Annotated in this window: 12 protein-coding genes; 7 read left to right on the forward strand and 5 right to left on the reverse strand. The window is 57.3% G+C overall.

The features are described from left to right. Positions 1-9: 9 nt before the first annotated feature. From LRL22_RS03870 to LRL22_RS03900, 7 genes are read left to right on the forward strand one after another with little or no spacing between them, the layout of a single operon-like run. Positions 10-2,220: a chemotaxis protein CheA gene (locus tag LRL22_RS03870; RefSeq protein ID WP_270904765.1), complete on the forward strand. Its 2,211-nt coding sequence runs from the start codon at positions 10-12 to the stop codon at positions 2,218-2,220. Between the two features lie 10 nt (positions 2,221-2,230). After that, positions 2,231-4,156, forward strand: a complete 1,926-nt coding sequence (locus tag LRL22_RS03875) for a HAMP domain-containing methyl-accepting chemotaxis protein (protein ID WP_270904766.1) — start codon at positions 2,231-2,233, stop codon at positions 4,154-4,156. A 12-nt stretch (positions 4,157-4,168) separates the two neighbouring features. Further along, complete coding sequence (locus tag LRL22_RS03880; RefSeq protein ID WP_270904767.1) at positions 4,169-4,738, forward strand: chemotaxis protein CheW; 570 nt, start codon at positions 4,169-4,171, stop codon at positions 4,736-4,738. A gap of 43 nt (positions 4,739-4,781) precedes the next feature. Next, positions 4,782-6,536 carry a methyl-accepting chemotaxis protein gene (locus LRL22_RS03885; RefSeq protein WP_270904768.1) on the forward strand — a complete coding sequence of 585 codons (1,755 nt, stop codon included), beginning with the start codon at positions 4,782-4,784 and terminating at the stop codon, positions 6,534-6,536. A 57-nt stretch (positions 6,537-6,593) separates the two neighbouring features. Then, on the forward strand, positions 6,594-7,397 hold the full coding sequence (locus LRL22_RS03890; RefSeq protein ID WP_005349557.1) for a CheR family methyltransferase: 804 nt from the start codon (positions 6,594-6,596) through the stop codon (positions 7,395-7,397). A 3-nt stretch (positions 7,398-7,400) separates the two neighbouring features. Then, positions 7,401-7,892 (forward strand): chemoreceptor glutamine deamidase CheD, encoded by a 492-nt coding sequence (cheD, locus tag LRL22_RS03895; protein WP_042080650.1) that lies wholly within the window; start codon positions 7,401-7,403, stop codon positions 7,890-7,892. After that, entirely contained in the window at positions 7,889-8,947 is a 1,059-nt protein-coding gene (locus LRL22_RS03900; RefSeq protein ID WP_005338795.1) for a protein-glutamate methylesterase/protein-glutamine glutaminase, read from the forward strand. The genes cheD and LRL22_RS03900 overlap by 4 nt, the downstream gene beginning before the upstream one ends. Positions 8,948-9,045: 98 nt before the next feature. Here the strand turns inward: LRL22_RS03900 and pnp are convergent, their stop codons facing one another. The 5 genes from pnp to infB all read right to left on the reverse strand — a co-directional run bounded on the left by pnp (position 9,046) and on the right by infB (position 15,913). Further along, positions 9,046-11,193: a polyribonucleotide nucleotidyltransferase gene (pnp, locus tag LRL22_RS03905; protein ID WP_005338796.1), complete on the reverse strand. Its 2,148-nt coding sequence runs from the start codon at positions 11,191-11,193 to the stop codon at positions 9,046-9,048. Positions 11,194-11,360: 167 nt separating this feature from the next. Continuing rightward, a complete protein-coding gene (gene rpsO / locus LRL22_RS03910; protein WP_005338797.1) occupies positions 11,361-11,630 on the reverse strand; it encodes a 30S ribosomal protein S15 in 270 nt (89 codons plus the stop codon). 144 nt (positions 11,631-11,774) lie between these two features. Then, entirely contained in the window at positions 11,775-12,725 is a 951-nt protein-coding gene (truB, locus tag LRL22_RS03915) for a tRNA pseudouridine(55) synthase TruB (RefSeq protein WP_005338798.1), read from the reverse strand. Position 12,726: 1 nt separating this feature from the next. After that, positions 12,727-13,164, reverse strand: a complete 438-nt coding sequence (gene rbfA / locus LRL22_RS03920) for a 30S ribosome-binding factor RbfA (protein ID WP_005338799.1) — start codon at positions 13,162-13,164, stop codon at positions 12,727-12,729. 55 nt (positions 13,165-13,219) lie between these two features. Continuing rightward, a complete protein-coding gene (gene infB / locus LRL22_RS03925; protein ID WP_005338806.1) occupies positions 13,220-15,913 on the reverse strand; it encodes a translation initiation factor IF-2 in 2,694 nt (897 codons plus the stop codon). Position 15,914 lies beyond the last annotated feature (1 nt).

A 15,914-nucleotide genomic window follows, 5' to 3' on the forward strand; every position in this document is an offset into this window, starting at 1 on the left:
GGAGTCACCGTGAGCATCGATCTTGATCAGGCTTTACAAACCTATATCGCCGAGGCACGCGAGTTGCTTGAAGAGATGGAGTCAGCCCTTCTATCACTGGAATCTGACCCTGACAATAGCGAGCTGATTGGTGCCATCTTCCGTGCTGCTCATACCATCAAGGGGTCGGCTGGCCTGTTTGGTCTGCAACCCATCGTCGGGTTTACCCATATCGTCGAGGATCTGCTAGACCAGATCCGCAATCAGCAGCTCACCGTCACCTCTCCTCTGATCAAGGATCTGCTGGAGAGCTGTGACCACATCCAGACGCTCATCAGTGTCGTTGCAGAACAGGGCAGCACGTTAAGCGAGGGCGATGCCAACCAGGATGAACGGCTGAGGCTCACCCTCACCCGTCATCAGTGCGTCCCCCATGCCACGCTGCCAGATACTGTGCATACGCCGGAACCCAAAATCGAAAAAGAGGGAGGGATTACCAGCTCCGCCTCCCTGTGGCATATCTCCCTGCGTTTTGGCCCCGATGTGCTGCGCAATGGCATGGATCCGGCCGCATTTCTGCGCTATCTCGGCACTCTCGGAACCATATGCTCGGTGGAGACCATCCATCAGGCGCTACCGGATTGGGAACAGTTCGATCCGGAGAATTGCTACCTCGGCTACGAGATAGACTTCGACTCGCAGGCAGACAAGGCAGCCATCAGCGATGTTTTTGAATTTGTCAGAGATGACTGCCAGATCACCATCTTGCCGCCCCACAGCAAGATCGCCGAGTTCATCAACCTGATCGAGTCTCTGCCGGAAGATAGCGCCATGCTGGGGCAGTTGCTGGTCAACACCGGCGCCCTGACTGCAGAGGAGTTAGCAAGCGGTCTACAGGCACAACAAGCGACCCCGGCAGAACAAGCGCCCAAACTCGGAGAAATCCTGATTGCGCAGGGTGCTGTCAACGAAGCCGTCGTCGATGCCGCCCTGAAAAAACAGAACCAGACCAAGGAGAGCAAGAGCAAAGAGGGCCGTTACGTCAGGGTGCATGCCGACAAGCTGGACGATCTAATCAATCTGGTCGGGGAGTTGGTAGTCGCCAGTTCTGGAGCCAATCTGCTGGCCCAACGCACCCGCGAAAGCCAGTTGCAGGAAGCCACCTCAGTCATTGCCATGCTGGTGGAAGAGATCCGCGACAGTGCACTGCGCCTGCGAATGGTGCCTATCGGCGATACCTTCAACCGCTTCCAGCGGGTGGTGCGCGATGTCAGTCAGGAACTGAACAAGGATATCACTCTGGTGATCTCAGGAGCCGAGACTGAACTGGACAAATCGGTGGTAGAGAAGATCGCCGATCCGCTGATGCATCTGGTCAGAAACTCGATGGATCACGGCATCGAATCGGCAGAGCAACGGCTGCTGGCAGGCAAATCCCCCCGTGGCACCCTGAATCTCAATGCCTATCACGACTCCAACAGTATCGTCATCGAAATTCGGGATGATGGAGCTGGTCTCAACAAAGCCAAGATCCAGCAAAAAGCCATCGAGCGCGGTCTGATCAGCTCAACCACCACGCTGACGGATCAGGAGATATACAACCTGATCTTCGAGCCGGGGTTCTCTACCGCCGAGGCGATAACCAACCTCTCCGGTCGCGGGGTGGGTATGGATGTCGTCAAACGCAACATCACTGCCCTGCGCGGCACGGTCGATCTGGACAGCATCCCCGGAAAAGGAACCCGTGTGCAGATCCGCCTGCCGCTTACCCTTGCCATCATCGACGGCTTCCTGGTGCGAGTCTGCGACACCCACTACGTCATTCCCCTCGATATGGTGATCGAGTGCGTTGAATTGACCCAGAGTGCACTGGCCGATACCCAGGGTCGCAATTACATCAATTTACGTGGCGAGGTGCTGCCCTTTATCCGCCTGCAACACTACTTCGATACCAATGGCAGCAAGGGGCGGCGCGAGAACATTGTCGTGGTCAGCCATGCAGGCAAAAAATCCGGACTGGTAGTGGATGAACTGCTGGGAGAATTCCAGACCGTCATCAAACCGTTGGGGAAATTGTTCCAGCGCCTGCAGGGCATTAGTGGTTCAACCATTCTGGGGGGGGGAGAAGTCGCCCTGATCCTCGACATTCCTTCGCTGATCCAGCACGCAATCACTCAGGAATCCTGTCAGCTCAACAGATTGACAGTGTCGCGCAACCTGCCTCAATCCAGCATCAACTGAGGGGACCATCATGTTAAAAAATTCCACCATCAAATTGCGTCTTATTGTACTGCTCTGCATGCTCTGCCTGCTGCTGCTGGCCGTTGGCAGCCTCGGGTTATACAACATGCAGAGCAGCAATACCGGGTTGCAGCGCGTTTACAACGACAGGGTGGTTCCCCTCAAGCAGCTGAAGACTATCTCCGATAGCTATGCCGTCTCGATCATCGACAACCTCAACAAGGCCAATGCGGGGCTGATCCCGGCAGAAGAGGCTTTGAAGCAGATACAACAGGCACAGCAGACAATCAAAAACGAGTGGCATCACTACCAGTCCACCACTCTCACACCAGATGAACAGCGTTTGTCAGCCGAGGCGACAACCCTGTTCAACGCGGCCGATACCGATATTGGCAAGCTGGAGAAATACCTCGCCACCCAGCACGGCATGATTACTGGCATGCTGAACACTTTTGACGGTGCCCTCTATGGCTCCATCGACCCGATAGGCAACAAAATCACCGAGCTGGTCAACCTGCAGCTCAATGTGGCCAAGTCGGAATATACCGCAGCGCAATCCTGGTATGACGTCATGCTGATAACCATGGCGGTGGTTATCGCGGTCGGCATTGCACTCGCAGCCTGGTTTGGCACGCTGCTAATCAAAAGCATCATCACCCCCATCGAACAGGCTCTGCGCGTGGCCAATAGTCTGGCCGATGGCAATCTGGATGTATCGATCCAGATAGACTCCAACGATGAAGCGGGTCAGCTCTTGATGGCGATGGATAACATGGTCAAGAAACTGGGGGCCTTGATCACGGATATCGAAACGCTGGTCACCGCCGCTGTCGAACAGGGCGACTTCAGCCACAAGATTGCGCTGGAGGATCGTCAAGGATATATCAAGCGGGTATCCGAACTGCTGAATCGCCTCTCCCATGTGACAGATACCAGCCTGGAAGATGTGATGCGCATCGCCACCGCGCTCTCCAAGGGTGACCTGACCCAACGGATCGATGAGCCCTATCCAGGAATTTTTGGCCAGACCAAAGACGGCCTCAACCGGACCATCACTGCGCTGACCAATATCATCGAAGAGGTACGCAACGCCGCCGACAACCTGACCAATGCCTCCAATCAGGTGAGCAATACGGCGCAGGCATTGAGCCAGGCCACCAGCGAGCAAGCAGCCAGCGTTGAAGAGACCAGCGCCTCTATCGAGCAGATGAGCGCCAGCATCAATCAGAACACCGAGAACGCCAAGATCACCGACAGCATGGCCAGCAACTCGGTGCTGGAGGCCACCGAAGGGGGCCAATCCGTTCAACAAACGGTGACCGCCATGCAGCAAATCGCCAAGAAAGTCAGCATCATCGACGACATTGCCTACCAAACCAACCTGCTTGCCCTCAACGCCGCCATCGAGGCGGCTCGCGCCGGAGAGCATGGCAAAGGCTTCGCGGTGGTTGCTGCCGAAGTGAGAAAACTGGCAGAGCGCAGCCAGATCGCTGCGCAGGAGATTGGCGAGCTCTCCTCCGACAGCGTCAGCAAGGCAGAGCGGGCTGGCAACCTGCTGGAGAGGATCGTCCCCTCCATTCGCAAAACCTCTGATCTGGTACAAGAGATCAATGCTGCTTCCGGGGAACAGGCCAGCGCAGCCAACCAGATCAGTCTGGCCATGAACCAGCTTAATCAGGTGACACAGCAGAATGCGGCCAGCAGCGAGGAGCTGGCGGCCACGGCCGAAGAGATGAGCTCGCAAGCCAGCGAACTGCAGCAAACCATGGCCTTTTTTGCTCTGGAAAAAAGTGCGCAGCTCAACACCAGGCCCCATGAAACCGGCCACAAGGGCATGCCTCCCAGAGGCAGTTTCATCGCCCCCCCACAACGGGCCAGCCAGCCCAGTCAACCATCATCCCATTCCATTGATGACGCGGATTTTGTCCGCTTTTAACCGGAGGCGACCATGCATACATCCACCGACATCACGGTGCCATCAGCGGCCGCTAACGAGAACAGTGGCGATGCCCAGTACCTGACATTTCTGATCAACAACGAGATGTTCGCCATCAATATTCTGGGGGTCAAAGAGATCATCGAATACGGCAATATCACTCCGGTTCCGATGATGCCGGGTTTTATTCGTGGCGTAATCAACCTCAGAGGAGCGGTAGTGTCGGTCGTCGACCTGAATGCCCGCTTTGGCAATGCACCTTCGGTCATCACTCGCCGCAGTTGCATCGTCATTATTGAGGGGATGGCCCCGCAGGGCGATGAACCTGTAGGTCAGGATATTGGCGTTGTGGTGGATTCCGTATCGGAAGTACTGGGTATCCCACAAGCAGATATCGAGCCCCCACCCAGTTTTGGTGCCCGCATCCGAGCCGATTTCATCAGCGGCATGGGCAAGGTCAACGGCAAATTCGTCATCCTCATCGATACCGGGAAAGTGTTATCACTCGATGAGATGGCTCAACTCAACGAACTGGCCCAGCTACAGGCAAGGTTGCCACAAGGCAACCTGCAACCCTCCTGAACAGGCCTCCATACACCACGACATGCAGCATAAGGAAACGCTCATGACCCAATCACTCTTAGGAAAACTCTTCGGAGACAATGCCACCGAAGTGAGACAGCGGACCCAGTTACTCGACGCAATAGGCCAGCTGCAACACGCAGTCCTGGCAGAGCAGGTTCCAGCACCACTCGATCTTTCCGGTATGGATAGCCCCTTGCGTGAAGTAGGACATGCCATCAACGAGGTGGTCACCTTGCTCAGTGACAAGCTGGAACAGAGCCGCAACGACATTAAAAAGAACCAGGTATTGCTCCATGAGAACCAGCTGGTTCGCAAAGCCCTCGACTGCGCCAGCACCAACGTGATGATTGCCGATACCAACCTCGACATTATCTATATGAACGAGGCAGTGACCGGCATGCTCAATCAGGCTGAGACCGACATCAAGAAAGAGCTCTACAGCTTCAACGCCAATCAGCTGATGGGCGCCAACATCGACAGCTTTCATAAAAATCCCGGCCATCAGCGCGCCATGCTGGCCAAACTCAACAACACCTACCGCACCCAGATACAGCTGGGGGGACGCACCTTCTCCCTGATCGCCAATCCGGTCTTCAACGATACCGGAGAACGGTTGGGATCCGTGGTCGAATGGGCCGACAGAACCAAGGAGGTAATGATAGAGAAAGAGATGTCCGACATTGTGCAGGCCGTGATCAATGGCGAGCTGCACCGCAGGATGGAACTTGCTGGCAAGAGCGGCTTCTTTCAGACGATGGGAGAAGGGATCAACCAGATTGCCGAAGTGATCGATAGCACCCTCAACGACGTCATCCGGGTCGTGCAATGTCTGGCAAAAGGTGACCTGACCCAACAGATTGAGGCGGACTACCCCGGCGTGTTTGGCACCACCAAGGATGCGCTCAACAAGACCATCGCTTCGCTCACCAACATCGTCACCGAAGTGCGCGGCGCCTCTGACAACCTCTCCAGTGCCGCCGAGCAGGTAAGCGCGACCGCCCAGTCGATCAGCCAATCCAGCAGTGAACAAGCCTCCAGCATGGAGGAGACCAGCGCTTCCATCGAGCAGATGAGCGCCAGCATCAACCAGAATACCGACAATGCCCAGGTCACCGATGGCATGGCCAGCAAGGCAGCCAAAGAGGCCGTAGAGGGAGGAGAAGCGGTCAAACTGACTGTGGATGCCATGAAACAGATCGCCAGACGGATTGGCATCATCGATGACATCGCCTACCAGACCAATCTGCTGGCGCTCAACGCGGCTATCGAAGCGGCGCGGGCTGGCGATCACGGCAAAGGCTTTGCCGTAGTGGCCGCGGAGGTGCGCAAACTGGCCGAACGCAGCCAGGTGGCAGCACAGGAGATTGGCGAGCTGGCCTCCAGCAGTGTCGAGATGGCGGAAAAAGCAGGTCGCCTGCTCGATCAAATGGTGCCCTCCATCAACAAGACCTCGGATCTGGTGCAGGAGATCAGTGCCGCTTCGGTAGAGCAATCCACCGGTGTCAGCCAGATCAATCAGGCCATGAACCAGTTGAGTCAGGTTACCCAGCAGAATGCCTCTTGCAGCGAAGAGCTGGCTGCCACAGCAGAAGAGATGAGCAGTCAGGCGGAACAGCTGCAGCTGGCCATGGAGTTCTTTACCCTGGAGGCCCATGCCAAAGAAGGTAAAGCAGCCACCTCGCATCTTCACCCCAATACCCGAGGTCGCTTTATGAACGAGAGCACTGCCAACAGTCGGGAACGAGCCGCCACAGTCCAACGCCCCACGGGCGATGGCGATTTTGTCCGGTTCTAGTCACGGGAGAGGCGTTGCCTCTCCCATCTCCGACACCACAGGTAGAGGGACTGTTTTTTGTATCAAACCCAGCTGCATGATGATGAGTTCTCCCGTTTCCAACGCTGGCTTCATCAAACGGCGGGGATAGAGCTGTCTCCAGCCAAGAAGGCGCTGGTGGCCAGCCGCCTGGCAAAACGGCTCTGCCACTATGAGCTTGATAGTTATGACGACTATTTCCAGCTCATCATGAACGATCGCAGCAGCGAACTGCAGCTGGCGCTTGATCTCCTTACCACCAACGAAACCTACTTTTTCAGGGAGCCCAAACACTTCGAGTTTCTGACGCGGGAGATAGTCTCAGCGCTCCCGCCCGAGCAATCGCTGCGGGTCTGGAGCGCTGCCAGCTCATCCGGCGAGGAGCCCTACAGCCTGGCCATGACCCTCGCGGAAAAACGCAGCACCTTCAACTGGGAGATCCTGGCCTCCGATATCTCGTCCAGGGTGCTGGAACAGGCGATGAGCGGTCGCTACCCCATCGAGCGGGCGCAAAATATTCCACTGCCCTTTTTGATGAAATATTGCCTCAAGGGTGTGGGCCTGCAGGAGGGCATCTTCATCATCGATCGCAAGTTGCGGGACAAGGTGCAGTTCATGCAGATCAACCTCAATCAGGATCTGCCGGACATCGGCATGTTTGACGTCATCTTCATCAGAAACGTGATGATCTACTTCAACAAGGAGACCAAAGGGCAAGTATTGCAGCGGCTGGTACCCAGACTCAAACCCGGTGGCTACCTGCTGGTGAGCCACGCCGAGAGCCTGCATGGCCTGCACCACGGCCTGCAGCTTGTCTCTCCTTCCATCTATCAGAAGAGATAAGTCATGGCACGGGAGGTGATCCTGCAACCGGGAGAGCTCTTCTTTGGCAAGGAGGATGTGGTGGTCAGAACCGTACTGGGCTCCTGTATTGCCATCACCTTGTGGCATCCGGAGCAGAAGCAGGGAGGAATGTGTCACTACATGCTGCCAAGTCGGCGAAATCCCTCTGCCAAGCTGGATGGGCGCTATGCCGATGAGGCCCTCGCCTTGCTGCTGCAAGCGGCCAGTCACTATCCCGCCCCCATCCATGAATATGAGGCCAAGTTGTTCGGGGGTGGCAACATGTTTACCGAGCCTCAATACGCACAGAGCGACAACAATGTCGCCGCCAAAAATATTCAGGCAGCCTGGCAGCTGACCCGACACCTTGGCCTTGATATCAAGGCTCATCATCTTGGCCATAGCGGCCACCGAAGCTTGCTCTTTGAGCTCAGCAACGGCAGTGTCTGGCTCCGCCATCATCGTCTGCCACATCAACGGGAGTCGCGAGAATGAAGCAGATCCGGGTCATGCTGGTGGATGATTCCGCCGTGGTCAGACAGGTATTGCAAGCGGTGCTGGAGCAGGAGCCTGATATCCGGGTGATCGCCACAGCATCGGATCCCCTGTTTGCCCAGGAAAAGCTGAAGAAAGAGTGGCCTGACGTCATAGTGCTCGATGTGGAGATGCCCCGTATGGATGGCATCACCTTTCTCACCAAGATCATGGCAGAGCATCCCACCCCGGTGGTGATCTGCTCCTCCCTCACCGAAAAGGGGGCCGAGACAACCTTGCAGGCAATGGCTGCCGGCGCGGTGGACATCATCACCAAGCCGACCATGGGGATAAAAAGCTTTCTGCAAGAATCTGCCCACGACCTGGCTATGGCAGTACGTGCTGCGGCCCAGGCCAATCTCAAGCGCGTGGGCAAGCCCTCCTCTGTGCCGGTCAGCACCAAACTCAACGCAGATGCCATGCTGGCACCCAACCAGCACGCCATGGCACAAACCACCGAGCGGCTCATCGCCATCGGCACCTCGACCGGCGGTACCCAGGCGCTGGAAGCCGTGCTGACTGCCTTGCCCAGGGTCAGCCCCGGTATCGTCATCGTGCAGCACATGCCAGAGAAATTTACCGCCATGTTTGCCGAACGCCTGAACGGGGTCTGCCAGATAGAAGTGCGGGAGGCGAGGAACAATGACCGGGTGATCCCGGGGCTGGCGCTGATAGCCCCCGGAGGCAAGCATATGCTGCTCAAGCGCAGCGGTGCCTACTATCACGTCGAGGTGGTCGACGGGCCGCTTATCAACCGTCATCGCCCGTCGGTGGATGTGCTGTTTCGCTCCGTCGCCAAATATGCCGGCAAGAATGCCACCGGCATCATCATGACCGGCATGGGGGATGACGGTGCCCGGGGATTGCGCGAGATGCTGGATGCGGGTGCCAACACCTATGCCCAGGATGAGGCCTCCTGCGTGGTCTTCGGCATGCCCAAGGAGGCGATCAAGCTGGGAGCAGCCCGTCATGTGCTCCCCTTACAAGAGATGCAATACGCCATTCTCGGCAAGTAATCCCTTATCGCGCGTTTTGACCATAAAAAAGTCCGGCTCCCATTGGGGAGCCGGACTTTTTACATCAACCGGAACCAATCCGGTATCAGGCGAGCAAATTACTCTGCAGCAGGCGCTTCTTCAGCGGCCGGAGCGGCGTCAGCAGCAGGTGCAGCTGCTTCGGTCGGGGCGTTCGCTTCCTTGATGGAGAGACGTACGCGGCCCTGACGGTCTACTTCCAGAACCTTCACCTTGACCACGTCACCGATGGTCAGGTGGTCAGCCACGTTCTGCACGCGAGCGTCGGTGATCTGGGAGATGTGTACCAGACCATCTTTGCCCGGCAGAATGTTGACGAATGCACCGAAATCGGCCAGACGAACAACTTTACCTTCATAGATGCGGTTCACTTCGATCTCGGCGGTGATGGCCTCGATGCGACGGATCGCTTCCATGGCGGCTTCGTTGGCCACGGCGGAGATACGTACAGTACCGTCATCATCCAGCTCGATGTTGGTGCCGGTCTCTTCGGTCAGCGCACGGATCACGGAACCACCCTTACCGATCACGTCCTTGATCTTCTCGGGATTGATCTTGATGGTGTGGATACGCGGTGCGAAATCGGAGATCTGGGCACGGGGAGCCTGGATAGCTTCGTCCATCACTTTCAGGATGTGCAGACGAGCGCCACGAGCTTGCTTCAGAGCAATCTCCATGATCTCTTTGGTGATACCTTCGATCTTGATGTCCATCTGCAGCGCGGTCACACCTTCGGTGGTACCGGCTACCTTAAAGTCCATGTCGCCCAGATGATCTTCGTCACCCAGAATGTCGGACAGCACGACGAAACCTTCTTCTTCCTTCACCAGACCCATGGCGATACCGGCAACGGAGGCCTTGATCGGCACACCGGCATCCATCAGCGCCAGAGAGGAACCACAGACAGACGCCATGGAGGAGGAACCGTTGGATTCGGTAATTTCAGAGACCACGCGCACCACGTACGGGAACTCGGCAGCGCTCGGCATCACGGCAGCAACGCCGCGCTTGGCCAGACGGCCGTGACCGATTTCACGACGCTTCGGGCTACCCATCATGCCGGTCTCACCGACACAGTATGGCGGGAAGTTGTAGTGCAGCATGAAGCGATCGGCACGGTTGCCGGTCAGCTCGTCGATGTTCTGGGCATCACGCTCGGTCCCCAGAGTGGCGACCACGATGGCCTGAGTTTCACCACGGGTGAACAGGGCAGAACCGTGGGCACGGGGCAGAATACCGGTACCTACGCTCAGGGCGCGGATCATTTCCGGATCGCGACCATCGATACGCGGCTCACCACGTACTACGCGACCACGAACGATGCGGCTTTCCAGGCTGTGGAACTCTTCGCCGATCTTCTTGGCATCTTCTTCCACACCGGAAGCGATAACTTGCTCAACCACACGACCCTTGATGGCCGCGATGGTTTCGTAACGAACTGCCTTCTCGGTGATGCGGTAGGCTTCACCCAGTTCGGCGCTCGCCAGCTCGGCAACCTTGGCTTTCAGCGCTTCGTTGACGGCAGGCGGAGTCCAGTCCCACGGCTTGGTGCCGACGGCAGCGGCAAACTCGTTGATCGCATTGATCACGGTCTGCATCTGCTCGTGACCGTATACCACGGCGCCCAGCATCACTTCTTCGGAAAGGATGGCCGCTTCGGACTCAACCATCAGCACGGCATTGGCAGTACCGGCAACTACCAGATCCAGATCGCTCTGCGGCAGTTCGGTGGTGGTCGGGTTCAGCACATACTGACCATTCATGTAACCCACGCGAGCAGCACCGATCGGGCCACCAAACGGGATACCGGAGATGGCCAGTGCAGCAGAGGCACCGATCATGGCAACGATGTCGGGGGATACGGCCGGATTCACGGACATTACAGTCGCAACGACCTGAACCTCATTGAGGAAGCCTTCCGGGAACAGCGGACGAATAGGACGGTCGATCAGACGGGAGATGAGGGTCTCGCCTTCGCTCGGACGGCCTTCACGACGGAAGAAACCACCCGGGATACGACCAGCAGCATAGGTACGCTCCTGGTAGTTGACGGTCAGCGGGAAGAAATCACGGCCGTGATCGGCCTCTTTCTTGCCGACTACGGTCACAAATACGCAGGTATCGTCCATGCTGACCATAACGGCCGCAGTGGCTTGACGGGCCATCACACCGGTTTCCAGAGTGACGGTGTGTTGACCGTACTGGAATGACTTTACAATAGGATTCACGTGAATTTCCTTTTTACAATTTGGCTCTTTAAATTCGCGCACAAGTATACTTGATTCGATGCAAAAGGTAAGCGGCGACGCAAATTCTGTGAGGCAGGCAACGGCTTGAAGAGCAATAAAAAAGGGGAACCTGACGGTTCCCCTTTTTCGCGAAATCTGATGGTCGATTAACGACGCAGACCCAGCTTGGCGATCAGAGCAGCATAACGCTCGGAATCTTTACGCTTCAGGTAGTCCAGCAGCTTACGACGCTGGGAAACCATGCGCAGCAGACCGCGACGACCGTGGTGGTCCTTGGAGTGCTCTTTGAAGTGACCTTGCAGATGGTTGATCTGGGCAGTCAGCAGGGCAACTTGCACTTCGGGGGAACCGGTGTCGTTGGCGCAACGAGCGTTGTCAGCAACGATTTGAGCTTTGATCTCAGCATTTAGAGACATGGTAATACTCCAGTAGAGTGTTTAAAGGTTCACAGCCAATCTCTAATTCAGCCGTGAAATGAGGGCGGTATCATAATCGTCCCAGCCCCTTTTCGCAACGATAAAGAGGCGAAACGGGAAAGACGTGCTGATACCGCCTGAGGATCACTCCTCGTCGTGATAACGCACCAGTCGCTTGGGAGCGACGCGGCCATCATCATCAATCTCGCCAACCCCGATGAACTCGCGCTCCGGGCCGACCGTCATGCGAACCTGACCGCTTTGCGGCGCACCCGCCACCTGCACGGCTTGGCCCTGATTCACATAGGCAGCCACAACCGCCAGCATGTTCACCTCGGGCAAGCTTGCTACGGCGGTGTCCATCGGCAACAACAGCGGATCCAGCTGCTCGCGCGGCGGGATGCTCTCGGCCTTGGCTTGCTCGAAGATGCACTCGAGTTGCTCCAGAGTCAGCATCCGCTCATACGGGTAGCTGGCCACCTGGGTACGGCGCAACTGAGTCACGTGGGCACCACAGCCCAGCACTTCACCCAGATCATCCACCAGAGAGCGGATGTAGGTGCCTTTGCTGCAGTGCACTTCAAGGCGCACTTCATCACCTTCGAAGCTCAGCAGTTTGAGCTCGAATACGGTGATGGGACGGGCTTCACGCTCAATCTCGATGCCTTCGCGGGCATATTCGTAGAGCGGACGGCCGTTGTGCTTGAGTGCGGAGTACATGGACGGCACCTGCATGATGGGGCCACGGAACTGGTCCAGCGCCTCGATCAGGGTACCGACAGCCACGTTCACCGGACGGGTGGAGACCACCTCACCGTCGGAGTCGCTGGTGTTGGTGCGCTCGCCCAGTTTGGCGGTCACCTCATAGCGTTTGTCCGCTTCCAGCAGATACTGGGAGAACTTGGTGGCCTCGCCGAGGCAGATCGGCAGCATGCCGGTCGCCAGCGGATCCAGTGCGCCGGTGTGACCGGCCTTGGCGGCGTTGTAGATGCGCTTGACCTTCTGCAACACATCGTTGGAGGTCAGGCCGGTCGGCTTGTCCAGCAGCAGAATGCCGTGCACATCACGGCCCTTGAAACGACGTCTTCGGGTCATCTCAGGCTTTATCCTCAGTCGTGTCATCCGGTGCGGATTCAGCTTCTTCGTCACGGCCGGATTCGGCCATGCGACGCTTGTCTTCACGCACAGTGTTGGTCACCAGGTTGGAGAGACGCATCCCCTCGACCAGGGTCTGGTCGTAGTAGAAACGCAGCTCTGGCACCACGCGCAGACGCATGGCACTGCCCAGCAGACTACGGATATATCCGGCTGCTTCGGTCAGACCCTGCAAGCCTTCCTTGATGCGCTCGGCATCATTTTCCAGCTGCAAGAAGGTGACGTAAATCTTGGCATAGTTGAGGTCACGGGACACTTCCACATCGGAAACGGTCACCATGCCGATGCGCGGGTCTTTCACCTCGCGCTGCAGGATCAGCGCGATTTCACGCTGGATCTGCTGTCCGACCCGACGGGTCCGGCTGAATTCTCTGGCCATATTCTATCCTGCGATAAAAGGGGGCCGCGGCCCCCTATTTTGTCTAACTCTCGGCTTACAGAGTCCGTTGGATTTCAACAGTCTCGTAAACTTCGATCTGGTCGCCTTCGCGCACGTCGTTGTAGTTCTTGACCGCGATACCACACTCGTAGCCGTTGCGAACTTCGTTGACGTCATCCTTGAAGCGGCGCAGGGATTCCAGCTCGCCTTCATAGATAACCACGTTGTCACGCAGAACGCGGATACGGTTGGAACGCTTGACCACACCTTCGGTAACCATACAGCCGGCAACGGCGCCGAACTTCGGAGACTTGAAGACGCTACGCACTTCAGCCAGACCGATGATTTCCTGACGATACTCAGGGGCCAGCTTGCCGCTCATGGCCTGCTTCACTTCGTCGATCAGGTCATAGATGACGGAGTAGTAACGCAGATCCAGGCTCTCGGATTCGATGACCTTGCGCGCAGAAGCGTCGGCACGGACGTTGAAACCAACCAGGATGGCGCTGGAAGCAGCAGCCAGGGTCGCGTCGGTTTCGGTGATACCACCTACGCCGGAACCCACGATCTTCACCTTCACTTCGTCGGTGGAGAGTTTGACCAGCGCATCGCAGATCGCTTCCACAGAACCTTGTACGTCGGCCTTGATCACCACGTTCACTTCGGACACTTCGCCCTCGGTCATGTTGGCGAACATGTTTTCCAGCTTGGCCTTCTGCTGGCGAGCCAGCTTGACTTCGCGGAACTTGCCCTGACGATAGAGCGCCACTTCACGGGCTTTCTTCTCGTCACGGACAACGGTGGCTTCGTCACCGGCAGAGGGAACGCCGGACAGACCCAGAATTTCCACCGGCAGGGACGGACCCGCTTCCTTGATCTCGCGACCCAGTTCGTCACGCATGGCGCGAACACGGCCGTACTCGAGACCACACAGAACGATGTCGCCCTGACGCAGAGTACCTTCTTGTACCAGTACGGTAGCAACCGGACCACGACCTTTATCCAGGAAGGATTCGATCACGACGCCGTTGGCCATGCCGTCAACCACCGCTTTCAGCTCCAGTACTTCAGCCTGAATCAGGATGGCTTCCAGCAGGTCGTCGATGCCTTCGCCAGACTTGGCCGATACGTGCACGAACTGGCAGTCTCCACCCCAATCTTCGGACATGACGTTGTAACGGGCCAGTTCGGTCTTGACGCGATCCGGATCCGCTTCAGGCTTGTCGATCTTGTTGACCGCAACAACCAGCGGCACACCGGCCGCCTTGGCGTGCTGGATAGCTTCGATGGTTTGCGGCATCACGCCGTCGTCAGCTGCAACAACCAGAACAACGATATCGGTCGCCTTGGCACCACGAGCACGCATGGAGGTAAACGCAGCGTGACCCGGGGTATCCAGGAAGGTGATCATGCCACTGTCGGTCTGGACGTGGTAAGCACCGATATGCTGGGTAATACCACCGGCTTCGCCAGCAGCAACCTTGGCTTTACGAATGTAGTCGAGCAGCGAGGTCTTACCATGGTCAACGTGACCCATGATGGTAACGACCGGTGCGCGCGGCTTGGCTTCGGAGGTCTCGTCACGATCGGACAGTACCGCCTCTTCCAGCTCGTTCTCACGACGCAGCACAACCTTGTGACCCATCTCCTCGGCGACCAGCTGAGCGGTCTCCTGGTCGATCACCTGGTTGATGGTGGCCATGGCACCCATCTTCATCATCACCTTGATGACTTCAACGCCCTTGACGGCCATCTTGTTGGCCAGCTCGGCCACAGTGATGGTCTCACCGATGACGACGTCGCGGTTCACCACGGCAGCCGGCTTGTTGAAGCCGTGCTTCATGGCGTTCGGCATGGCGACCTTGCCGCGCTTGCCTTTACGGGCACGCGGGTTGCGAGAGTCACGATCATCTTCACGACGACCGGCTTTCTTCGGTGCCTTGGCAGCTGCGGCAGTGCGGCGGCTGGTCTCTTCTTTCCGATCCAACTCGTCTTCTGCGGCTTGCGCATGCTTGTTGGTGGTCAGATGGTAGTCGCTGCTCTCTTTGGCGCGAGCGGCCTCTTCTTCAGCCCAGCGGGCTGCGTTCTGTTCCGCCATGAGACGAGCCTCTTCGGCTTTCTTCGCGGCGAGTTCTTCAGCTTTTTTCAAAGCTGTTTGTTCCTGTTGGCGCTTCAGTTCTTCTGCTTCGCGCTTGGCCATCTTTTCTGCCTCTTGCTGAGCTGTGCTACTGGCTGCTTTGGCGGGCTGTGAAGCCTGTCGAGCCTTTGATTGTGCCTCGATCCGCGCCTTTTCCTCAGCTTCACGACGAGCTTGCTCAGCCTCACGGCGAGCCTTCTCTTCAGCTTCGAGGCGAGCCTTCTCTTCGGCCTCGCGACGAGCTTTTTCTTCTGCTTCCAAACGCGCTGTTTCCTCGGCTTCCGCCTGACGCTGTTCATCTTCCAGCGCCGAGCGTCTTACATAGGTGCGAGACTTGCGCACTTCTACCTGCACTTCCTTGTTCTTGCCGCCAGTCCCCTGAACACTGATGGTGCTCTTGGTTTTGCGCTGCAAGGTCATGCGGGCAGGAGCGGCGACCTCGTCACCTCCATGCTGTTTCTTCAGGTGTGCCAGCAGAGCCTGTTTCTCAGACTCGCTGACCATGTCGTCGGCCTTGCTCTTGCTGATACCGGCATCGACAAACTGCTGGAGAAGACGATCAACCGGTGTGTCGATGTCAGTGGCAAGTTGTTTGACTGATACTTCTGCCATT

It is taken from the genome of Aeromonas sp. PI_26, assembly GCF_027854445.1.
Classification (GTDB): domain Bacteria; phylum Pseudomonadota; class Gammaproteobacteria; order Enterobacterales; family Aeromonadaceae; genus Aeromonas; species Aeromonas veronii.